Source organism: Ancylomarina sp. 16SWW S1-10-2, assembly GCF_009669305.1.
Classification (GTDB): domain Bacteria; phylum Bacteroidota; class Bacteroidia; order Bacteroidales; family Marinifilaceae; genus Ancylomarina.
On sequence record NZ_SADB01000008.1, the window covers coordinates 189,744 to 211,986 of the forward strand.

Annotated in this window: 18 protein-coding genes; 11 read left to right on the top strand and 7 right to left on the bottom strand. The window is 32.7% G+C overall.

Annotation, left to right across the window (positions count from 1 at the left end):
• Nucleotides 1-246 precede the first annotated feature (246 nt).
• Entirely contained in the window at nucleotides 247-1,329 is a 1,083-nt protein-coding gene (locus tag EMN46_RS08715; protein ID WP_154200418.1) for a Fic family protein, read from the top strand.
• A 257-nt stretch (nucleotides 1,330-1,586) separates the two neighbouring features.
• Nucleotides 1,587-2,447 carry a YkgJ family cysteine cluster protein gene (locus EMN46_RS08720; RefSeq protein ID WP_154200419.1) on the top strand — a complete coding sequence of 287 codons (861 nt, stop codon included), beginning with the start codon at nucleotides 1,587-1,589 and terminating at the stop codon, nucleotides 2,445-2,447.
• 619 nt (nucleotides 2,448-3,066) lie between these two features.
• Here the strand turns inward: EMN46_RS08720 and EMN46_RS08725 are convergent.
• On the bottom strand, nucleotides 3,067-3,846 hold the full coding sequence (locus EMN46_RS08725; protein ID WP_154200420.1) for a hypothetical protein: 780 nt from the start codon (nucleotides 3,844-3,846) through the stop codon (nucleotides 3,067-3,069).
• Nucleotides 3,847-4,459: 613 nt separating this feature from the next.
• Between EMN46_RS08725 and EMN46_RS08730 the strand changes: the two genes are divergently transcribed.
• The 4 genes from EMN46_RS08730 to EMN46_RS08745 all read left to right on the top strand — a co-directional run bounded on the left by EMN46_RS08730 (nucleotide 4,460) and on the right by EMN46_RS08745 (nucleotide 7,924).
• The gene (locus EMN46_RS08730; RefSeq protein WP_154200421.1) at nucleotides 4,460-5,347 is read left to right on the top strand and encodes a LysR substrate-binding domain-containing protein; all 888 of its coding nucleotides are present in this window, start codon (nucleotides 4,460-4,462) and stop codon (nucleotides 5,345-5,347) included.
• Between the two features lie 77 nt (nucleotides 5,348-5,424).
• A complete protein-coding gene (locus tag EMN46_RS08735) occupies nucleotides 5,425-6,354 on the top strand; it encodes a YeiH family protein (RefSeq protein ID WP_229130316.1) in 930 nt (309 codons plus the stop codon).
• 2 nt (nucleotides 6,355-6,356) lie between these two features.
• Complete coding sequence (locus tag EMN46_RS08740) at nucleotides 6,357-7,076, top strand: sulfite exporter TauE/SafE family protein (protein ID WP_154200423.1); 720 nt, start codon at nucleotides 6,357-6,359, stop codon at nucleotides 7,074-7,076.
• Between the two features lie 194 nt (nucleotides 7,077-7,270).
• Nucleotides 7,271-7,924: an HD domain-containing protein gene (locus EMN46_RS08745; RefSeq protein ID WP_154200424.1), complete on the top strand. Its 654-nt coding sequence runs from the start codon at nucleotides 7,271-7,273 to the stop codon at nucleotides 7,922-7,924.
• Nucleotides 7,925-8,100: 176 nt separating this feature from the next.
• Here EMN46_RS08745 and EMN46_RS08750 read toward each other — a convergent pair whose 3' ends face one another.
• The 5 genes from EMN46_RS08750 to EMN46_RS08770 all read right to left on the bottom strand — a co-directional run bounded on the left by EMN46_RS08750 (nucleotide 8,101) and on the right by EMN46_RS08770 (nucleotide 13,891).
• Nucleotides 8,101-8,556 carry a hypothetical protein gene (locus tag EMN46_RS08750; protein ID WP_154200425.1) on the bottom strand — a complete coding sequence of 152 codons (456 nt, stop codon included), beginning with the start codon at nucleotides 8,554-8,556 and terminating at the stop codon, nucleotides 8,101-8,103.
• Nucleotides 8,557-8,674: 118 nt separating this feature from the next.
• Nucleotides 8,675-9,571 carry a DUF4249 domain-containing protein gene (locus EMN46_RS08755; RefSeq protein WP_154200426.1) on the bottom strand — a complete coding sequence of 299 codons (897 nt, stop codon included), beginning with the start codon at nucleotides 9,569-9,571 and terminating at the stop codon, nucleotides 8,675-8,677.
• A 2-nt stretch (nucleotides 9,572-9,573) separates the two neighbouring features.
• Nucleotides 9,574-12,156, bottom strand: coding sequence for a TonB-dependent receptor (locus EMN46_RS08760; protein ID WP_154200427.1), 2,583 nt, complete (start codon nucleotides 12,154-12,156; stop codon nucleotides 9,574-9,576).
• A 6-nt stretch (nucleotides 12,157-12,162) separates the two neighbouring features.
• Complete coding sequence (locus EMN46_RS08765; RefSeq protein ID WP_154200428.1) at nucleotides 12,163-13,113, bottom strand: FecR family protein; 951 nt, start codon at nucleotides 13,111-13,113, stop codon at nucleotides 12,163-12,165.
• A gap of 226 nt (nucleotides 13,114-13,339) precedes the next feature.
• Nucleotides 13,340-13,891 carry an RNA polymerase sigma-70 factor gene (locus EMN46_RS08770; protein WP_154200429.1) on the bottom strand — a complete coding sequence of 184 codons (552 nt, stop codon included), beginning with the start codon at nucleotides 13,889-13,891 and terminating at the stop codon, nucleotides 13,340-13,342.
• A 490-nt stretch (nucleotides 13,892-14,381) separates the two neighbouring features.
• Between EMN46_RS08770 and EMN46_RS08775 the strand changes: the two genes are divergently transcribed.
• From EMN46_RS08775 to EMN46_RS08785, 3 genes are all read left to right on the top strand, one after another.
• Nucleotides 14,382-16,781: an ABC transporter substrate binding protein gene (locus EMN46_RS08775; RefSeq protein WP_154200430.1), complete on the top strand. Its 2,400-nt coding sequence runs from the start codon at nucleotides 14,382-14,384 to the stop codon at nucleotides 16,779-16,781.
• 102 nt (nucleotides 16,782-16,883) lie between these two features.
• Nucleotides 16,884-18,323, top strand: a complete 1,440-nt coding sequence (locus tag EMN46_RS08780) for a sigma-54 dependent transcriptional regulator (protein WP_195715224.1) — start codon at nucleotides 16,884-16,886, stop codon at nucleotides 18,321-18,323.
• A 277-nt stretch (nucleotides 18,324-18,600) separates the two neighbouring features.
• Nucleotides 18,601-19,116, top strand: coding sequence for a hypothetical protein (locus EMN46_RS08785; protein ID WP_154200432.1), 516 nt, complete (start codon nucleotides 18,601-18,603; stop codon nucleotides 19,114-19,116).
• Nucleotides 19,117-19,212: 96 nt separating this feature from the next.
• On the opposite strand, the gene EMN46_RS20210 is transcribed toward EMN46_RS08785, so the two are convergent.
• The gene (locus EMN46_RS20210) at nucleotides 19,213-19,341 is read right to left on the bottom strand and encodes a hypothetical protein (protein WP_255447774.1); all 129 of its coding nucleotides are present in this window, start codon (nucleotides 19,339-19,341) and stop codon (nucleotides 19,213-19,215) included.
• Nucleotides 19,342-20,322: 981 nt separating this feature from the next.
• Between EMN46_RS20210 and EMN46_RS08790 the strand changes: the two genes are divergently transcribed.
• Both EMN46_RS08790 and EMN46_RS08795 read left to right on the top strand, forming a co-directional pair.
• Nucleotides 20,323-20,484: a hypothetical protein gene (locus EMN46_RS08790; protein WP_154200433.1), complete on the top strand. Its 162-nt coding sequence runs from the start codon at nucleotides 20,323-20,325 to the stop codon at nucleotides 20,482-20,484.
• 54 nt (nucleotides 20,485-20,538) lie between these two features.
• On the top strand, nucleotides 20,539-22,197 hold the full coding sequence (locus EMN46_RS08795; RefSeq protein WP_154200434.1) for an L-lactate permease: 1,659 nt from the start codon (nucleotides 20,539-20,541) through the stop codon (nucleotides 22,195-22,197).
• Nucleotides 22,198-22,243 lie beyond the last annotated feature (46 nt).

A 22,243-nucleotide genomic window follows, 5' to 3' on the forward strand; every position in this document is an offset into this window, starting at 1 on the left:
TTTGGATTGAGAATAGTTGACAATGAAACATAGCTATCGCAGTAGCTCTATTTAATACCGATTGGATAAATTAGTGGGTTATCTTATCGCTTCGTTCAAGCTTATTTCTATTTATTTCATCGGTATTATTCCTATAAGCTAATTACTTACGTTTCTTTTACTAACCGTTAGGTTTCATGTACTAAAAAGCACCTTATTTTTGGTATATGTACCTTTTTTAGTAATTTTAGTACAAATAAGAAACATATGGGACAAAAAGCACCACAATATATTCTAGAAAAACTTCCACCTCTAAGAGAAAAAGTTGAAACAATTGAGATATTAAGACAGACTAATAAAGCAGCAGCTGCTTTAGCTGAATTAAAAGGTATAGCAAAAACGATTCCGAATCAAGCTATGCTAATTAATGCAATTGTACTTCAAGAAGCAAAGGATAGTTCTGAAATTGAAAATATTATAACAACACAAGATGAATTATACAAGGCTCTAGCAATCAACAAATCTAAAATTTCATCTGAAACTAAAGAAGTTGTAAATTATCGGAAAGCCATATTTTATGCTTATGAAACTGCCAAACAACAAGGTTTTTTAAAAGTCAATGACATTATAGATATACAGCAACAATTAGTTGACAACATAGCAGGTATTAGAAGTACTCCTGGTACTGTTTTAAAAAATGATACAACGGGTGAAATTGTATATACACCACCACAGGATAAAGCTGAAATTATTGAATTATTAAGCAATTTCATTAAACACTATAATGAAACTGATAACGATTTATCACCATTGATTAATCTAGCAATCCTACATCACCAATTCGAAAGTATTCACCCATTCTATGATGGTAATGGAAGAACAGGTAGGATATTGAATATTATTTACTTAATTCTTAACGACTTAATTGATGTTCCAATATTGTATCTAAGTTCATATATTATCGAAAACAAACCAGAATACTATAGATTACTAAATCAAACTAATAGAACTGGAAAATGGGAAGAATGGATAATATTTATGCTTAAAGCAATAGAGTTTACTTCAAAAGACACTATTGAGAAGATAACAAAAATTAAAAACCAACTGGATAGGACAATACAGAAGGTACAAATTGAGGCTCCCAAAATATATAAAAAGGAATTGGTTGAATTGTTATTTGAACAGCCATATTCTAAAATTGAATTTGTTGTTAAGAAACTAAAAGTTGAACGAAAAGCAGCATCAAGATATCTAAAAGAGCTTGAAAAAATAGGAATAATTGAATCACAAAAAGTTGGAAGAGAAACTTTATATATTAATAAGGGCTTAATAGAAATTTTAAAACAATAAACACGAAAACCTAACAACTAAGCGCTCGTGTGGCAGGAACTGTCCAACATGAACGGTGGGTTGACCTAAGCGGTGATTATATGGCTATTTTATAGGAAAAGATACAATTAAGTCCAATATTGCGATTTTGTAAGGCATATTAACTCTCTTTTTAGGGAATTTTATAGCTTTGTGCTTTCAAATCATGTTCTAACAATTTAGTCATTGAAACTTGTCTGCCTTGCTAGATATGAAATATAAAAAATTGGACAATTATAATGCAGACACATAAGCTTAGCCTTCAAGATAGATTGCCTCTTACCTGTTCACGAACTGGAAATTGCTGCTTTGGAAAAATTATTTATATAAATCCATGGGAGTTGCTTCATCTTGCCAAAGAGAAAAAAAAGACGGCAAGAGAATTTCGAGATCTATATTCCGATTTTGGAGGTATTCGCTTAAAGTTTGATGGAAAAGTAGGATGGAAGGGTCGCCATGCATGCTCTCAATATGTTGATAATTTTGGGTGTGATGTTCATTTAGGACGTCCATTGGCATGTCGTTTATATCCACTAGGTCGTCAGTTACAAAGTGGCGAAGTTAATTATATGTATCAGGGTGATTTATTTCCTTGTGTGGAAGAATGTTCCGAAGTTCAAAAATTAGCTTATTTAAGTGTTGGCGAGTATCTTGAAGGTCAGATGACTGATGCCTTTGAAAAAGCTCAGGATGCTTATTTGGAGCTCATGCAAAATATTGCTGATATCGCTTTTGAATTGCTACTTGAAACGGGTTTGTCTGAATCTGGAGACAAGAAAACATTGGCAGAATGGAGAAAAATGGGGTGTGAGCTTCCCGAAGTATTGGCAGACAGAATAGGACAGGAGTGGATGGATTGTTTGATGATTCCAAATATCTCTGATGAGGATTCAATTGCTTTTGTTACCAAGCATAACGAGTTGATCAATTTAAAGGCACAAGAGAAATTTGGAGCCTTGCAAACGCATCAAGAATTGCATGAAGCTTCTGTGTTGATAATGGGAGTAGCCTTGCATTTAGCTCGTGGTTTAGGTGCCAATCCTAAAGAATTGTCTGAACTTTGGATCGATATTGCAAAGCAGAATGGCGCTCAGGAATAGCTTGGTGCTAATCTTCAAAGGTTAAAATATCCTAGAGTTTGCTGAACGTTTGAAAACAAATGAAAAAGCTAAAGAATATTTGGCAAGTATCAAGCGGAAATCACCCTATGGATCAAGGGTGTCGCTTCTATGGAGCTCTATAAAAACATGAAATAAACGAACTACCATACTAGCGTTCCTAACGGAACTAAAAAGAGAGAGAAAATTAAGTGTAAAGCTTAAAGTAAAAAGTAAATAAGGCTAAGTGAAACAATTCAGATATCCATTTGAATGCCTTATGTGTGATTAAAGTGAAAAAAAGGAAGTATACAGAAAGCTCGTAGAGCTGAAAGTATGGTAGACAAATTAGAATGCATCCAAAATAAAGTCCCTGAGGGACGACAGATGAAAATATTTATGCAAAAAACGCCACTTGTATTAAATATTCTTAGAGAACAAATGAAACAACTCATAAGGTTAACTATTATTGATTGAGTCGTTTACAAAGCAAACTAGGTCTGTTTGATAATATTATAGAGAGAATGGTAAATTCTGACAAAAAATATCAATCCGAATTTATATGTTCCTAACTACTGACCTCTAATCTGATTTATTGTTGGTATCAGGTGATCCGAAAAAATTAAAGGAACGACAGATTGGTATTAGATATAATTAGAAATTGAATCTCTAAATATAGGCTTTTTCGAGTTCTTTTTCTTAGTTTTAAGAGTCTATCGGTGTAGTAAGCTTTTAGTTCTTCGGCAAATAACATAGGGTTCTCATAATCTTTTAAAACACTGTAGGTTTGTCTGTTTTTTGCTAAAAATAGTTTCTTTTCAAGCTCTTCTTTTTGGTGTTTCAAATAGGAATCAATTACTGTTGTGTTTGAATTCGAAGATTCAGTGTTCTTTTTCTCTAGGATGGTGTTGCCAGTGAAAATATGATTGTGATAAAGCTGTAAGTCTGCCAAACTGCCTGTTTTATATATTTGAATCAATTGACTTGTAATTTCTGTAGCCAAATCAATTTTATCCTCTTTCATCGCAAATTTATCGGGATGCACATGTAGCATCGCTTCTCTGTAGAGACGTTTTTTTTCTTTGCTATCTTCATCTGTTTCGAGAGGTTTAGCCTCTTTAGTTGAGCTTATCTTTAATCCTTTAGGTTCTTGGTAATTCTTGCCACGTTTTCTCTGTTCTAGGCGTTTCTCTTTTTTTGCCTTCTGCATTTGTCTATACAAATCACTAAGCTCTTGCTCTTCTATAATCATATCAATAAGAATGGCACGTAAGCTTGCTTCAAAAACCGAAGTTTCATATTCAACAACTTCTAACTCATTAGTTAAAGCCTGAATTTGAGCTTCAATTGAGAGCTGTTCTTGTAAAAGGTTTTTAGTGTTGGGAAGATTCTGTTTAGACATAAATGAAATTATGAGGCTACAAAGTTGCAGAATATTATTTGAGAAATGAAAAGGAGTACTGCATATTTAATGACGTAAAGCAAAGTGTATTGTATAAGTATGAATTCATAGTTTAATGTCCTTCTGGACGGGTTCGTACTTTTTTCTTGAAAAAAAAAGTACCAAAAATTCAAGACTGCGGCATTCGCTGACCCATTACGACTTAAAGGCTAAACGAAATGAACTCGCTACACTCAAACAGCATTTCGTTTTTAACGCCTTTTTCATCTATGGGGCCCCAGCTGCCATTGCCGATGTCGTCATAAAAGACAATTCAATCGCTGATGAAAATATGATTATTTACTTGTTTCAACAAATGTGATTGAATTGACACTTCAACAGCATAATAATAGCCTGTAAAAATCAATAATTACTATATTTGACTCACCAGTTTAATCAAAATATGACCTATTTAAAAGAAGTTCAAAATACGTCAATAATTGCACATTATTACTTAGTAGGATTTTATGGAAGAATAATTCTTTTTGTTTTATGTATTCTTTAGATACCTCAAAGAGATTTTATAAGTTTGGGAAAGATTAGTGTTTAGCTAAAATGAATAAGTATAGGGTATATGGATTATAGAGATGAAGTTTTTTTATTGGTTGCAGAGAATTTAAGCTTTTCACGAACTGCCGAAGATTTATTTATTAGCCAGCCTGCAGTAACCAAACATATTAAGGAATTGGAATCCAGATTGAAATTGGCATTATTCGAAAGAAAAGGAAATAAAATATATTTAACCAAGGCTGGTAAACTCACTTATACTTATCTCAAAAATATAAAGCAGGAATACCGAGAAATGGAATACGAGCTGGGTCGATTGAACGATACCTTTAAAGGAACTTTGCGTATAGGTGCCAGTTCAACAATCTCTCAATATCTTATTCCTAAGGTTATTGCAGCTTTTTATAAACGGTATCCAAATATTGAACTTCACCTTCTCAATGGGAATTCATTTGAGATGGAACAAAAATTGATTGATAATGAGATCGATTTAGCCTTGGTTGAAAATGAATCGTCACAGGCGAATATTAAGTATGTCGATTTTCTCGACGATGAGATTATTGTTGTGACGGGAAGTAATAGTGTTTATTCAAAAAAGAAATTAATATCCGTTGCAGATTTTCAAACGCTTCCTATTGTTCTTCGGGAAAAAGGGTCGGGAACTCTTGAGGTGATTCAGAAGTCTCTTGCACGGCAAAATATACATATCGATAAGCTTAACATATTTATTCATTTAGGAAGTACTGAAGCCATAAAAAATTTTTTATGTGAATTTGATGGGATTGCTCTTGTTTCGGAAAAAGCCATAGAGAAAGAATTGAGACTAAAAGAAATTACAAAGCTTAAGTTGAAGAATATTAATTTGAATAGAAAATTCAGAATCGCTCTGTTACAGGGACATAAAGTTTCATCAACAAAATTATTTATAGAATTCTTGTCTGCGTATAACTTTTAGTTATGCTCTATAATAATTCACTATTTGCTTTGGTTATAGATAGAGTGTAGGTTTGTCATGAATTAAATATGACAAATATGACTCTCAATCAAAAACAAATTAACTTGATTTATGGCGGAATGCTAATACTCTGCTTTATGCCATTTATCTCCCCTGCCATTGCATTACTCTTTGGTATTGTTCTTTCCTTATTTGGTATAAAACATACCAATATTGCAAAGTATACATCTTTCTCTTTGCAAGCCTCAATTGTACTGATGGGTTTTGGTATGAACCTAATGCAAGTGATACATACTTCACGTACTGGTGTTTTAGTTACGGCTATTTCGGTTACTTTCGTTATGGTTGCAGGACTTCTTATAGGTAAGTTTTTAAAGGTTGATCCTATAATCGCTATTTTGATATCCTCAGGAACTGCTATTTGTGGAGGAAGTGCAATTGCAGCAATAGCTCCAGTCGTAAAAGCTAAAAATGCTCAAATCTCTTTTGCACTCGTTGTGGTTTTTATCCTAAACGCTGTAGCTTTAGTTATATTTCCAAGTATTGGACATTATTTTCATCTAAGTCAGGAAACTTTTGGCTATTGGGCCGCTGTCGCTATTCACGATACGAGTTCGGTAGTTGGAGCTGGAGCTACCTATGGTGCAAAAGCGCTCGAAGTTGCAACAACAGTGAAACTTATACGAGCTTTGTGGATTATTCCACTATCTATTGTAATATTCCTTGTTCAAAAAGAAAAGTCTAATGGTAAACTTAAATTGCCTTGGTTTATAGGTCTTTTTATTGTCAGTATTCTTATTGCATATCTATTACCTAGTATGCAACCAATTTTTACTGATTTAAGTTGGTTAGGCAAACGAGGCATGGTAATCGCTCTGTTCCTAATAGGATCTAATATATCAATGGCAGATGCGAAAAAGGCTGGCTTAAGAAGTTTTGTTTTAGGTATAGGTCTGTGGATACTCATTGGTGTTTCTTCTTTTTTAATGCTTACATCTAACTTATAATTATGATGTTTTATTTCTGGATTATTTTAATAGTATCGGTAGCTAGTTTGGTTAAAGGAATTACAGGATTTGGTTTTGCCTTAATTTCGCTGCCTCCTTTATTGATTTGGTATTCGCCTAAAGAATTAATTCCAGTCTTAATCCTGTGTAATTTATTTGCTTCATTAGTTATTGTTTTACAAAAAAAAGACAAAAAATTAGTGAATAAACAGTTCCAATCATTGATAGTTTATGGCGCTTTTTTCACTGTTGTTGGTGTTTTAGCACTCAAATATATATCGGAGGACATACTAATTACAATTATGAGTATTTTCTTTATCTTATTGTCTGTAGTTTCTCTTATAGGAATCAAATATTCGATTAAATTATCAGATCTTTCCTATAAATTAGCAGGTATGTTCCTCGGATTTTTAACAGGTAGTATATCTATTAGTGGTCCGCCATTGGCTCTTTTTCTTAATTCAGCAAATGTTGATAATCAGGAGTTTCGTGAAATTTTCTCTTGGTTTAGTATTGTTACATCTCTTGTTGCTTTAGTTGGTTATGCATTTTTGGGTTTATTAACGACGACAACATTTAAAATGGTACTCATATTTCTGCCCATACTTTATTTGGGTTCATTTGTTGGGAAAAGGTTAAATCATCGGATACCACCACTATTGTTTAAAAATATAAGTTTGTGTATCACCTTACTTTCAAGCTTGTTTTTACTTTTAAAATAAGATTTTAGTCGGGTTAGATTAATGAATAGAGACTTGCTTTATGATTTAGTTTTTTATGACTAGATGTTACAGAATACTTTAATTTTTAAAAATTGTAAATAATCCTCGAGGCATACCTTGGGGATTATTTACGTTTAAGATATATCGTGATTTTCTTTTTACATTTGTGCTTCATAAATAATAAATGTAGAGCGATGAAACAAACTCAAATTATAGATAGAACAGTTGCATTTGTGAAGGAAGTTTTAGCTGATGCTGAAGGTGGTCATGACTGGTGGCATATTTACCGTGTATGGAAATCTGCCAAGCAAATAGCTCAATCTGAAGAGGTCAATTTGTTTGTTGTAGAGTTGGGTGCTTTGCTTCACGATATTGCCGATTCTAAATTTCATGATGGTGATGAGACTGTCGGTCCTCGAAAGGCTAGAGAATTCCTTGAAACGCTTCAGGTTGATGATTCAACGATAATGCATATTGAGCGTATTATTACGAATATTTCATTTGGTGGTGGTAATCAAGGTCAGAAGTTTAAATCTTTAGAGCTTGATGTGATTCAGGATGCCGATCGTTTAGATGCTTTAGGAGCTATAGGTATAGCAAGAACCTTTAATTATGGTGGTCATAAAAATAGGGAAATATATAATCCCGATATTAAGCCTAATTTGAATATGACTAAAGAGGAATATAAGAAATCTGATGCACCTACATTGAATCATTTCTACGAAAAACTTCTTTTGTTAAAGGATAGAATGAATACCGAATCGGGAAAGAGAATGGCAGAACAGCGTCATGACTTTATGAAAGTCTATTTGGATCAGTTTTATATGGAATGGGAAGGAGAATTATAAGTTATTATCATTGGGGTAGAGGCTTTAATTTATTCTATTTTAGGTTTTTAGTTAAATGTGAGTTTAGGAAAATATTTGCGAGCTGGAGGTGAATTTTATTGGGTTAAGTAGATATAATACTAGAAAAGGGTACCTGTTGGTACCCTTTTAAATTGATTCAGAAAAAAAACGATTTATTAAATCATTTTCTTAAAAATATAACGTGTGATGAAGATACCTTTACCATCACCTTTTCCGCTATCACTTTCAACAGCTGAAGTAACAAAGGCTAATTCCCAACCATCAGCTACTAGTGTGTTTATTTTTGATGATATTAAGGCATCATTAGATGCGATATTTTGAAAGTTGATACCTGCAACGCTGTAGAAGTTAAGCAATTTTGTTTCTGAGAATAGACTTACTTTTGCATCTTTTCTTTTCACTTTTCCTTGCTTGCTCTTTTTTCCATCAGTACGGTCCGTAGTGAATGACTGTGCATCAATAGGTGATTTTTCTTCAACAATTCTAGAACGACCAAGTCCCATAGGAACAATAGATTCTATCGAAGTTATAACTTTGTATTGTACTGATTGTGCATTTGATTCAAAAACCAAAGTGGTTGCGATTAGAGCTAAAAGAATAATTTTTTTCATGTGTTATTTTTATGATTAGGTATTTATTAACGTCTTAATTGTTCAATATTGAACGAATGTAAGATAAAAAAATGTTGTGTTAAATGTTAATTATCAATTTGTAAAATATATTTTATTACTATTCTGCTTTGTGAATAATGCTTGTTCTTGTAATAGAATAGACGGAAAAAAAACCAAGCGCTCCGTTCGAAATATTAGTTTTAATATTTCCTGGAGGGCCCGAAAACATATTTTGTCCTTCGTCCATTTCTTGCAATTGGGTTACGAAATCATAGTAATCCTTGTTTATTGCATAGGTTTCTAATGTTACTATATCAGAGTCATGTAGAATCTCATCAGCTTTATTTTGATTGAATTCGCTTACATCTGCACCTTTCGTTTTTTCTCCGTTAAAGTAAGTGTCTTTTTGAACCAAAACTTCTGTAATCGTATCGTGAACCATAAGATTGTTTATACGGCTAGCAAAGGCATAATAATCTTCCTTGTCAGGATTATCTTGCATGTAAATAGATAGTAACCAAAACTCGCCATCTTCATCTTCATCATCATTTCTTCCTCTATCAGATTCATGATCAGAATCGAAGTGCAGTTTAATCGAATCTACAGCATAGGCTTGTTGCATAGTTGAGCTGGCAAGGTATTCTTCCATATCACCATCTTTGTTTACATCAACATTGTTGATACTAAGTGTGTAGGTTTTCCCTGCTTCTCCTGCAAATTCAATTTCACTTTCATAAACGCCATCATTTACTTCTATATAAGTAAAATTGCTTACGCCATCACTAACCAAAACATTTGCATTCTTAACGGGTACAGCTTCTTGATTATAGAAAACATCACTCGTTTCTTTTAATATGACAAGATGTTTCTTTAAGTCTGAGTTGACTTTAGCTTCAACCGATAGTCGCGTTTCTTCATTATCAAGCTTGACCGTTATTTCTTCAGTACACGAAAAAAGCCCCAATGCAATTAGCATTAAACTTGCGAGTTTATTTATAGAATATATTTTTTTCATCTCTAGAATTTAAAGTTGTAGGTAACTGAAGGAACAAATGTGAATAAGTAGGTTTTTTCCGCTTTCATCACTTTTGAGTTATCATCATCTTGTTTGAAACTTATGAACCAAGGGTTCTTTCTTCCGTAGGCATTATATAGCGAAAAGTTCCATTCGCCTTCCCATTTACGACCCGGTTTCTTTTTCCCTTTTAGAGTTAGGGCTAAATCTAACCGGTGGTTATCGGGCATTCTATATTTATTTCTTCCTGAGTAAATTTTAATCAATGAACCTTGATATTCTGCTCTTCCAACAGGATAAGTAATAGGAGCACCAGTTGAATAAGTAAAATTGGCTGATATAGTTGTTCTCTTACTTAATTCATAGCTTATAGCCGTCTTAAAATTATGAGGCACATCGTATGGCGAACGATAAGTTTTGCCATCATTAATACCTTTAACTGTTCTTTCTGTTCTCGACCATGTGTAACCGAACCAACCATTCAATTTGTTGAGATTAAGCTTTGTCATAAATTCGAACCCGTATGCCTCTGCATGGCCAAAACGTAATTCGGCTTCTAGTTCTTTGTTTAAAAGTAGATCTGCAAAATCTTTAAAATCGATGGTGTTTTTCATCTTTTTATAATATCCCTCTAGAGACATTTCAATGGTGTTATTTGAGAAATTCCTGAAATAACCTAGAGCAACTTGATCAGCAATCTGAGGTTTTACATTGGGCGAAGAAGGAAACCAAATATCCAAAGGCAAACCACCTGTCGAATTTTGTGTCAGCTGCATGTATTGACTTGTTCGTGAATAGCTCATTTTTACAGATGAGCTAGGACTTAATGTATATTTCAAACCAAAACGAGGCTCCCAGTTGGTATATGTGTTATAGATATTTCCACTTTTGTAAGTTTTAGTATTGGTAACTTCATAGTTATCATCGAAATCGTAAACTGTCCCTTTTCCAACATTGTTGAACATACTAAAACGAAGCCCATATTTAAGTGTTAGTTTATTGCCAAATTTTTGTTCGTTTGATATATATAGTGCTTGTTCGTAGGAATTCGATTGATTAACACGATAGTCTGAAAAAAGTGCTTGTTCTCCTAAACCATAGGCATGCCCAGGATCAATTTTGTGATTTGTGAATACGCCACCAAACTTGATGTTGTTATTGGAGTTGAGGAAGTAATTGAAATCCAGTTTTGCAGAGAAGTCTTCCATGTCCGCAACCCACTTAAAAGCATCTGCTCCTAATTTGTTTGAGATTTCGTAATCGTATTTACTATATAATAAAGTTGTGTTTAAAAAGAGTTTGTTTGAGAATAGATGGTTCCATCGAATACTAAAGGTTTTATTACCATAGTTCAATTCATTCTCGTCGCTGGTAAATTTATCTTTACCTAAATAAGTTGATACAAAAAGTCTATTCTTATCGTTAAAGCGGTGATTAACTTTTGCGTTAACATCGTAAAAATAAACCGTGTTATCTTTTATGTCGTCGTTTGATGAAAGTTTAAGGAATAAGTCAGCATAGCTTCTTCTACCTGAAATCATGAAAGAGGTTTTTTCATTCTTTCCAATTGGACCCTCTAAGGTTAAGCGAGACGAAACGGTTCCAATACCACCATTCCCTGAGAATTTCTTCGAGTTTCCATTCTTCATTCTGATATCAAGAAGAGAAGCCAAGCGACCACCTGTACTTGCAGGCATATCACCTTTGTAAAGTTTAATATCGCTTAAAGCATCGTTGTTGAATACAGAGAAGAAACCTAAAAGGTGAGAGGCATTATAAACAGGTGCTTCATCGAGTAATAGTAAATTTTGATCGGGATCTCCACCACGCACACTAAAACCACTCGATCCTTCGGCAGCAGGTTTAACACCTGGTAACATTTGTACTGTTTTAATCAGGTCAACTTCGCCCATTAAGGCTGGAAGTTTCTTTATTGTTGCAGCAGGAAGTTTAACAACGCTCATTTCTGCGCGCTCCACATTCTTATTGGCATTATCACCTCTAACCATAATTTCCTTCATTTGTAGATTATCGGAATCTAACTCTATATTAAGTTTGGTATCTTCCTCTACCTCTATGACTTTAGATTGAGTTTTTGTTCCCAAAAAAGAAAATGAGATCGTATAAAACCCTGAGGGAATACTTAAAGAATAAAAACCATAGGGATTAGTTACAGTTCCTCTTTTTAATTCTTTAATATAGCAGGTAGCTCCAATTAAATCCTCTCCATTTCCTTTATCCTTTATGTAACCACTGATAGTCACTTTCTTTGGAGGTATATTTTTAAAGGCAATTTGTTGACCAATGATTTTACATTTCAACTGAAGTTGAAGGCATATTTTATCAAGAATAAATTCAAGCTGATAGGATTCTTTACCCAGATAAACCTTTTTATAATCAAGCTTACTTTTACTTGGGTAAGTCGCATTATACCCTGTTTGTTCTTTTATTAGTTTTATTAAGTCAGTAAAAATGTAATTATCTTGTTTCGTCTTAACAAGGTGAGATGTTTTGGTTTGAGACAAAACGATGTTGGCTCCCAGCAGTAATGTTAATATGATGAGAGACAGAAATATATTCTTCATTTATAATTATTTTAGTAGGATGTGGTCGTTATTTTTTTCGATATCGAGATCTAATGAGAAGCATATTGATTGTAGTATATTCTCAAAGTTTTGATTTTCAAAGGTTGTAGAGATTCTAAGCTCTTTAATTCTATCGTTTCCTAATTTGATATCTGTATTAAATATTTCTTTAAAATCTTTACATATTGTTTCAAGTTTTGCGTTCTTATATTCTAGATGTTTAACTCTGAATTCCTGATTACTAGTTTGGTTGTTTTTAGATAAAAGAACTTTCGTTCTTTCAAAGAATCTTGCAGATTCACCTTTTAAAAGCTTAACCTTATTGCTTGTATTCAAGTTTTCCATAAACTCAACTATTCCAGAATAAACAGTGATGTTTGTATACGAATTTTCTTCTGAAATTCTGAATGATGTTCCTAGAACCCTTGTTTTTGTTCGCTTGGTAGTAATAATAAAAGGTCTAGTTTTATCTTTTGATACATTAAAAAATGCTTCACCTGATAATTGAACCAATCGCTCTTTTTCATTAAAGCTCTTCGAATACGATAGTGTACTCCCTTGAGCTAATAGAATCTTAGATCCATCTGGTAATTCCACTGACTTTTCAGATAACATTTGATTTTCGATTATAACCTTATTGAAATCTGTAGAAACGAAAATATAAGAAGTAATGCTAGTTGCGATAAGTAAAGTGATAACAGCAGCATAGCGAAGTAGCTTTTTAAATCTGAATTGCTTTTTAGCAGCTCGTTTGTTCTGTATCGATTTTAAAGCTTCCTCTGTATCAAACTCAATTTGTCTAGAATTTTCTGGTTCATTATGCCAATAAAATTGAAGCTCTTCAAAGTAGCGTTTGTTTTTGGGTTCTCTCTTTATCCAAGCTTCTATTTCTTTATTAGTTGCTTCATTAGATTGTTTGTTTAAATAGTCTGTAAGTAACTCTGTAGTTATTTTCATGGCCCTGAAATTTTACGCGTTGCAATACAAAAATGATATTGAAATTTATAGAATAAGTTTACCGGTAAATTCCTTACTCTAATGGTAAGACATCATAAACTGGTTTACCCCTAGTCTAATTTCAATTATTTTATAAAAAATATTGATGAATTGGAATTTGAGAATATATTTTGTGTGGTAATGTGTTTATTTTGGGGAGGTTATGGACTCAGTGGAGGAGGTGTGATTATTGAATGTTTTTTCCTATTATCAAGAAATAAATCAATAAATCAGACTTGTTTAGTTCTGAACGTAACTTTTTTATGGCTGAGTTCATCTGGTTTTCAATCGTTTTTTTAGAGATATCTAATATCTCTGAAATTTCGTTGTACGACATTTGCATATTACGACGCATAATAAAGATTTCTCTACATCGTGGAGGTAAATTCTCTACGGCTGTTTCAACCTTCCTCTTAACTAGTTCAATATTTTCTTCTCTATTAACTTCGTAAGGTGTATCAATTGGATCTTCAATATCTTCAATTGGTATAATAGCTTGTTTTGTTGTTTTTTTTAGCTGATTTATACAGGAATTTTTAACAGATCGGTAAAGATAGGATGAGATAGAACTGTTGATGTTTGGCTTTTTATCCCAAATTTTAAGAAAAATTTCTTGAACGAGATCTTCACACATATCTTGATCAAAAATAAAGGAATTGGCATATTTACACAAAGGCTGGTAATAGTCTTTGAAAGTTGTTTCAATATTCAGTTTTGTATTGTTAGCTGAAAGCTTCATCTTTTATTTTTCTTGAATCGGCTCAAAAATAGAAAATAAATTCACTTGAAAATAGATTAAGCTCTTTTAAGTCGAGAATTTTTTCTTTAAGTTTTTGTCTTTTTATGATGTTAGGTGCTTATCAAGTGAATATTACAAAAATATTTAACGCTTAATAGTATTGTATGATGAATAATCATTATTTTAACAAATTGGAAGTGTCAATTTATGTACAAAAGGTCGATCTTTTAGCATATAAAGATGATTAAGGCTTTTTTCAGCTTTTTAATAGAAGGGATGAAGTCTTTATTATTGAAATCTATAAGCTTGGTTTAAAATGATAATTATTAATTTTTGTGGCATTATCATAATCTAATATTTTTGTATTTAGAACCACTTAAAATAACCCATTATAGTGGGTTTAGATCAAATAATTATAGGTTGAAACGGAATTTATCTAGCATAATTCTTACATTAGCCTCCTTAAATTTCCAACTTTAAATCCTGATTTATGAAGTGGATACACTATATCGCTTTAAGTTGCTTTCTACTATTTTCTCTTCAATCTTTTTCTTCAGAACGAAAAAAAGTTCTTGTATTACATTCCTATCATCAAGGTCTAAAATGGACTGATAATGTGAATTCTGGTATTCAAAACATATTTGATTCATTGAATAGTGAATTTGAAATAGATTATGAGTATTTAGACACTAAACGGAATCCATCACCTGAGTATCTTAATAAAGTTATAGAACTTTACGACTTAAAACTTCAAAAGGAAAAGTACGATGCTATTATTGTTTCGGATAATAATGCTTTGTCTTTCGTAATAGATCATCGAAAAATATATTTTCAGAATACCCCTATCATTTTTTGTGGAATTAATCATTTTAAAGATAAAATGATTCAGAACATGAATAATATTACAGGTATTGCTGAGACTGTTGATTGGAAAGGTACTATTGATTTGGTTTTAAGTACCAAACCGAATACTAAACATCTCATTGTTATTAATGACGACAAAACAACAACAGGAAAGTTGAATAAACTGTTGATGCTCGATCTTGAAAAAAAATATAAATCCAGACTGGATTTTGTTTATTATGAGGATGAAAGTATTGGAGACTTGGCTGATAAGATTAAAAAAGTAAAAGGGGATACTTCAATTTTAATGCTGACTTTTAATAAAGATAAAAACGGCAAGTTTATCAGTAATCAGGACAATTTAGATATTCTAGTTCCCCAAAGCCATGTGCCTGTTTATACTACATGGGCATTTTTAGTATCCGATGGTGTACTTGGAGGTAAAGTTGTGAGTGGAAAACTTCATGGGCAAATGGCTGCCAAAATGGTACTTCAGATTATTGCAGGAACGCCTGCTGATTCAATTCCAATTTACCGTAAACCACTTGATGAGTATGTGATCAATTATGACGAATTGAAGAGATTTAATATTAAAAAGGCTTTACTTCCAGCTGAAACTTTAATGGTTAATGAGCCCAAATCTTTTTATAGTGATAATGCGGAATGGATTCATATTGTTTTATTTATTTTTCTTGTTGCAGCGATTATCATTTCGGTTCTTTTCAAAGCAATTCTGCGACGAGTTATGGCTGAAAAAGCCTTGTTGAAAGAGCAGGGAAGACTGAAAGTATCTGTCATGCATGAACGTTTATTGGGTAAAATTGGACGGTTTTTAAATGCGTCGGAGGATTTTAAAAATGTTTTGGATGATGTTTTAAAATTAATGGCCGATGAGATGGATGTGGCGCGTATAGGTCTTTATTCTTTTAATGATTCAACAGATGCTGCCGAGAAAATAAATAGTCGATTTATTACAAAAGGTGATCGTATAAAGGATGTTGATAGTTTCTATTTTACAGAAATAGAGAGTGTTATCAATCGCGTTAAGATGAATTTTAGTGTTGTTTCTAATGATTTATCCAATTTAAATAAGAAGGAACAAGCTTATTATAGAAAAAGAAATATTGAGGCGATTGTTCTTTTACCTGTTGTGGTTGAGAATGAAGTTTTGGGATTGATGGGCTTTTCACAAAATGAAGTTCACAAGTGGACACGCAATGAAATAAATATTTTCTTCGCAAGTGTTAACTTAATTGCTAATGCATGGGAACGTAATTCGTTAATGAATGCAAGGCTAGAGGCAGAACAAAAAAATGTTGAAGCAATGAGAATGTTGGAGGAATCTTCACTTTTGGCATCAATAGGCGTATTGTCTGCAGGTATTACTCATGAAATCAATCAACCTCTAAATGCTATTAAAATTTCTGCTGATAGCATTCTATATTGGCAGAAGCGTAATCCAGGACTATTGCCAGAAATGTTTGTTCGGAAAATTAATACCATTTCGGATGAGACTTCTCGTATTGATTCCATTATTAAGCATATGAGAACTTTTTATGACAAACCTCATGAGGTGGAGAATGAGAGTATGGATATGGTTGAAGGTGTCAATAGATCTTTGTCCTTAATTAAACGTCAGATTTGCGACCATAGCATTGAACTTATTGAAGAACTTCCTAGAAGTTCGGTTTATGTTTGTGCTAATTATGTGCAATTTGAACAAATTGTTGTGAATTTAATTGTAAATGCAATTCATTCTCTTGATCAAGTTAAAAAGGATAATAAAAAAATAAAACTTTGCGTTTCTCAGGATGCCACTTATGGTATTTTGGAAATTCATGACAATGGTACAGGTATAGAAAATAACATTCGTGAGAAAATATATGATCCTTTGTTTACGACTAAAGGATTCGGTAAAGGCAGTGGTTTAGGTATGGCAATTGTAAAATTGTTTATTGACAGGTTCCAAGGTGAAATATCGGATTGTAATAATGAAGATGGGGGTGCTAGTTTTGTTTTAAAATTTAAAAAGCAGGAATGTAAATAGCTTCGTATTTTCGAATTAAATATGAAAGAGGTTTGTTGTCTAGTTTTGATGCAAGTTGATTCATGAAAGACGCAGTAATCATAAATGAAAAATGACATTGATATGAAAATTCTTATTGTTGACGATGATATTTCAAGTGGATCTGCAGTAGCGGAATTTATTAAGGAACAATTGGAATATGAAATAAAACTTTGCCACAATGGAGAAGATGCTTTGCTTGCTCTAAAAAGTGAAGATTTTCAAATGGTTATATCCGATATGAGAATGCCAGGAATTTCTGGTTTGGATCTTTTACGAAAAATAAGGCTTTTGCCCAATGGAGATGCTATTGAAGTTGTTATTATGACGGGTTTTGCAGATATGGAATCAACCATACAAGCCTTGCGTAGTAATGCCTATGATTATTTGATGAAACCTGTTAATATAGAAGAACTGGCTATTCTTATTGAACGTGTTGCTGAAAGTTTTCGATTAAAAGAGAAAAATGTAAATTCAAATTCTAGCGATCATATTTCTAATGATAAAAAAGAAGAAACAGAAAGGGTTAAGTATTATGAAACCACAATTAGGGATATAACTAGTGTGGGGAAAATAGGTGTTTTTTCTAATGCTATGCGTAATGTGGTGAAAATGGCTGAACAATTTCATGAGGATAGGAATATACCTGTTCTTATTGAAGGTGAAACAGGAACAGGAAAAGAAGTTATGGCACGTTTGGTCCATTTCGGACAATACACAGATCTTCAACAGCCTTTTGTATCTATCAATTGTTCAGCTATATCTCCAACTTTGTTCGAAAGTGAACTGTTTGGATATGAAGCAGGTGCTTTTACGGGAGCTCGAAAAGAAGGTAAGCCGGGTAAATTGGAATTAGCTCAGGGTGGAACTCTCTTTCTGGATGAAATAGGTGAAATGCCTTTGGATATGCAACCTAAATTGTTGCGCGTGTTGCAGCAAAAGGAAATGTATCGTGTAGGTGGTAATAAAGCTGTAAATTTGGACGTAAGAGTTATTTTTGCCACCAATAGGAACCTGAAGCTTATGGTGGATGAAAAGACATTTAGAAGTGATCTTTACTATCGTTTGAATACAGGTAGATTGTATATTCCGCCATTGAGAGAACGTAAAGAGGCTATTTTATCCTTTTCACAAGTATTCTTAGATTTGTATTCCAAGAAAAGAGAACGTCGATTTCGTTTTATTAGTAAGGACGCAAAAAAGATGTTGCAGGACTACGATTGGCCTGGAAATATTAGGGAACTAAAGAATTCTATCGAAAGGGCAACTCTATTGTTTGACGATTTAGAGTTAAAACCGGAACATTTACGATTTATACAGGCCGACGATAATAATTTTGATAATTCGGATCAAGTTTTGGTTCCTGGAAGAATTATTTTACCCGAAGATGAATTGGATATTGAACAATTGGAGTTGGAAATTGTACGAAAAGCTCTAAAAAAATTCGATAACAATAAAACTAAAACAGCAGACTACCTCTGTATTACAAGAAGTGCACTTAGGAGTAGAATGAACAAATTATAGTGTTTCTTTTGGCTTCAAAAGAGCTGTAATTTCCTATGAATTACTTTATAATTAAAGAGTGTGCGATTTGGCGCAGTATTTGTTTTTAGTGTGACGATTCCGTTATCTGTTCAAAAATGAACAGTCTTATAGGGTGTTCATAAATAGACTTATTGCTTGTTAAGTATCTTATGATGAGGAGTTAGTAATCTTTTGATTCGTTTTGATCAGTTTCATAGACCTTTGGCACTTCTTTTGTTTTCTTTTAAGTAAATATATCACTTAAATTAAAATGAATATGGAAGTTAGAACGGATACACAGCTACAAAACACCTTGGGTAGTGATCAAAATAAAAAACTTTTGGATTTATTTTTCTCAAACTCAAAAACCCTAGGTCATGATTCTTTGAAAGTTGATAGTCATTTATTTGTTGAGGCTGCAAGTAAAAATAATGTTCAGTTTGAATTCATTCGTTTAAAGAGTTTTGATCTGAATAAATCAACTGTGAATATGAGTCATTCCAGCAGTGTTTTGTTAGAAGCTGATTTTGGTATAGCTGATTCTGGTAAATTGATTATTGATACACAGGATCCTGATATTATAGTGAAAATGTTATTGGTCGATTCCTTGTATATTATCCTACCTTCCAGTAAAATTATTCCTTCTATGGCTGAGTATGAGTTGTTGAATGGAAAGCCAACAGTTGATTTGTTCCAAGGTATTTCAAGTTATACGGCGATCTCGAGTGATAATGAACTTGCTTTGTCCTCTAAAGATTTTCAAATACAGGTTTATGTTATTGAGGATCTTTAATCGTTTTTTACTATTTGTTTATTTAAAGCCTTCATATTGTGGAGGCTTTCTTACTTTATCGCTAAATTAAGTCTACAATGAAAAATCTAATAACTTTTAATTGTATTGACTATTAAGGTTTAATCGCATTTTATAATCTAGAACATTTTTATTATTCTGTCCATTTTCTACATTATAATACCAACCTAAGCTTACTTCTCCTTTATTGCAGATTGTTTTACTCATAAATATCTAATTTTAGATTCAATACGAGTAAGAGCCAACTGTTTTTTTAGTGGAATTCAATGTACGTATGTATTATTGTTTGAGTAAACGTTCTGTTGATTAATAGGGTGTAAATGTACTTCGAGCTTTTTAAATGGGTTTCTAGTCTTTCTTGATGGGTTTGTTCTCATTCTAAAGAGTTTATAAGCTTGTCTTTCTTGACACTAAGGTGAGAACAGAAAATAGCTTTGAAGCTTCTTCTGAGTATTTATAAATTAATTATTGTTACTAAACTATCTACTCTAATTGTTTTACTTCTTTAGGTCGATACAAATAGAATCACATTTCAAAACAGCTTGATTTCTCATGTTTAATTTTCTATCGAAAATAGACCCTAGAGGATTCGAATTGTATATCAGTTAGAATCTAAATATGTTGTTTCCTTTTCTCAATTATCTAATCCAAACAAATGTCTTGTAGAATTTTTTGAGGTGTTAAGATGCAAGACGAATCATTTTGTACGCTTAATAAAATGTGATTTTGAGCTAATATTCAATAAATAGCTCTGTTTTTAGACCATTAAATGAACGCTTATTTAGAGAGTGTAACTTTTCAAAATGACCTAAAATTCCCTGTTCGTATATAGCCAAATGTTCAGTATGGTATAGCTAATGTTTGTTGTGTGTTCATAATTGAACAGTAGCGAAAACGATTTAAATTACAATAATGCAAACCTTTTCGAAACTTAATGTGTTGATTGTTAGCTTTATCATTGTTAGACTAATTCTAAATAGGATTTTGCGTGATTTTTGGCACTGCTATTGGTTAGTGGTTTTACAGTAAAAAGAATATCGAAGTTCTATTATAAAGACTGTTTATGAAATGACTTGATCAGTTTTGGAAAATATGTCTTTGTTGACAATTCATCATGAGAAATGAGAATTTTCAGAGATACTTTGAAAAATGAAAATGTTGAATCAATATTAATGAAAAATAAACTTTATGGAATTCAATGTAACTAAGATGGAAACAAGTAAAGATTTAATGGATTTGAAACACAAGCTTGCTGCTTTGGATAGTATTATGCAAGTAGAACTTAAATCAATTTATTCGCATGACTCTAACTATTCTAGTAGTGATAGCAATAGAGAATTAAAGTCATAAGATATAAACGAAAACAATAAACAAATAATAATAATTTAACCTAAAATCTAATTTATGAATGCATTACTGGCGTTTTCTCCAATTCTGTTAACTATCATTTTGATGGTTGGCTTTAACTGGGGTGCAAAAAAAGCATTACCGTTATCATTATTACTGGCAATAGCTATAGCTCTCGGTGTTTGGCAAATAGACCTTCACCATGTTTTAGGTTATTCTTTTTTCGGATTTTTAAAAGCACTTGATATTCTTATTATCATATTTGGAGCCATTTTAATTCTGAATACCATGAAAATATCTGGTGCCATGTCTGCCATTAACAATGGTTTTAATGGTATAACAACAGATAGACGTATTCAGGCTATCATCATTGGTTTTATGTTTGGAGCATTTATTGAAGGTGCAGCTGGTTTTGGAACTCCTGCAGCTTTAGCAGGTCCTCTTTTGGTTGGTCTTGGTTTTCCTCCTTTGGCAGCAGCAATGGTTGCTTTAATTTATAATTCAGTACCGGTTCCTTTTGGTGCGGTGGGAACACCTATTACTGGTGGTGCCATGGCTACTCTAGGTAAAAACCTTGATGGTTTAAGTGCAAATGCTGAAGGTTTTAAATTAATATTGACCAAATGGGTTGCAATACCTAATGCTATGGTTGGTGTTTTGATTCCTTTATTAGGACTTATGATATTGACACGTTTCTTCGGAAAAGAAAAATCTATAAAACCAGCTTTGGCTGCAGCGCCATTTGCAATTTTTGCAGGTTTAGCTTTTGTAGTACCTTATGTTTTAATTGCAGCTACTTTAGGTCCTGATTTACCATCTCTATTGGGAGGTTTTATCGGATTAGGAATTGTTGTTTATGCAGCTAAAAAAGGATTTCTTGTTCCTAAAAAGAAATGGGATTTCCCAATTAAATCAGAATGGGAAAAATCATGGATGTCTAATGAAATTGTTCAAGCACCAGTTGAAAATAAAATGGGTCTTTTCAAAGCTTGGATGCCATATGCATTAATTGCGATTATATTGGTTGTTACACGTATTCCTTCATGGGGATTAAAATCATTCCTTGCTTCTCAAACTATAACAATTCCAAACGTATTGGGTATAGAGCATTTAAATTATGTATTGAAATGGGCTTACCTTCCAGGAACTATTCCTTTTATATTGGTTGCATTAATTACTAATGTAATGTACCGTATGAAGACAAAGGATATTATCTCTTCTTGGAAAACGACTTTTAAACAAATTAGTGGTGCTGCTATAGCTTTGCTTGCTGGTGTTGCTATGGTTCAATTAATGTTGCATTCAGATACAAATGGTGCTGGTTTAGATGGTATGCTAACTGTAATGGCTAATTCTATTGCCGATTTATCAGGAGCTGCTTATCCAGTAATATCACCAATTGTTGGTGTTTTAGGATCTTTCATGTCAGGTTCTGCAACAGTATCTAATCTATTGTTTTCTTCCTTACAATTCGAAACTGCTACTATTCTTCATATTCCTGAGGTATTAATTGTTGCTGCTCAAACTAGTGGTGCTGCTCTTGGAAATATGATTTGTGTAAACAATGTTGTTGCTGTTTGTGCAACTGTAGGTTGTGTTGGAGCTGAAGGAACTATTATACGACGAAATGCAATACCTGCATTTATATATTATCTACTAATTATGGTTATTCTTGTTGTTTTCATCAGCTTGGGTTTTGACCCAATGCCATTGTAAGCAAACAGAAAATTATAATTTAAATATTGGTTTTGGCGCTTTTATT

Coding starts and splice junctions, on each gene's coding strand:
- EMN46_RS08715 (WP_154200418.1), top strand. CDS start 247: ATGGGACAAAAAGCACCACAATATATTCTAGAAAAACTTCCACCTCTA.
- EMN46_RS08720 (WP_154200419.1), top strand. CDS start 1,587: ATGCAGACACATAAGCTTAGCCTTCAAGATAGATTGCCTCTTACCTGT.
- EMN46_RS08725 (WP_154200420.1), bottom strand. CDS start 3,846: ATGTCTAAACAGAATCTTCCCAACACTAAAAACCTTTTACAAGAACAG.
- EMN46_RS08730 (WP_154200421.1), top strand. CDS start 4,460: ATGGATTATAGAGATGAAGTTTTTTTATTGGTTGCAGAGAATTTAAGC.
- EMN46_RS08735 (WP_229130316.1), top strand. CDS start 5,425: ATGACTCTCAATCAAAAACAAATTAACTTGATTTATGGCGGAATGCTA.
- EMN46_RS08740 (WP_154200423.1), top strand. CDS start 6,357: ATGATGTTTTATTTCTGGATTATTTTAATAGTATCGGTAGCTAGTTTG.
- EMN46_RS08745 (WP_154200424.1), top strand. CDS start 7,271: ATGAAACAAACTCAAATTATAGATAGAACAGTTGCATTTGTGAAGGAA.
- EMN46_RS08750 (WP_154200425.1), bottom strand. CDS start 8,556: ATGAAAAAAATTATTCTTTTAGCTCTAATCGCAACCACTTTGGTTTTT.
- EMN46_RS08755 (WP_154200426.1), bottom strand. CDS start 9,571: ATGAAAAAAATATATTCTATAAATAAACTCGCAAGTTTAATGCTAATT.
- EMN46_RS08760 (WP_154200427.1), bottom strand. CDS start 12,156: ATGAAGAATATATTTCTGTCTCTCATCATATTAACATTACTGCTGGGA.
- EMN46_RS08765 (WP_154200428.1), bottom strand. CDS start 13,113: ATGAAAATAACTACAGAGTTACTTACAGACTATTTAAACAAACAATCT.
- EMN46_RS08770 (WP_154200429.1), bottom strand. CDS start 13,891: ATGAAGCTTTCAGCTAACAATACAAAACTGAATATTGAAACAACTTTC.
- EMN46_RS08775 (WP_154200430.1), top strand. CDS start 14,382: ATGAAGTGGATACACTATATCGCTTTAAGTTGCTTTCTACTATTTTCT.
- EMN46_RS08780 (WP_195715224.1), top strand. CDS start 16,884: ATGAAAATTCTTATTGTTGACGATGATATTTCAAGTGGATCTGCAGTA.
- EMN46_RS08785 (WP_154200432.1), top strand. CDS start 18,601: ATGGAAGTTAGAACGGATACACAGCTACAAAACACCTTGGGTAGTGAT.
- EMN46_RS20210 (WP_255447774.1), bottom strand. CDS start 19,341: ATGAGTAAAACAATCTGCAATAAAGGAGAAGTAAGCTTAGGTTGGTAT.
- EMN46_RS08790 (WP_154200433.1), top strand. CDS start 20,323: ATGGAATTCAATGTAACTAAGATGGAAACAAGTAAAGATTTAATGGAT.
- EMN46_RS08795 (WP_154200434.1), top strand. CDS start 20,539: ATGAATGCATTACTGGCGTTTTCTCCAATTCTGTTAACTATCATTTTG.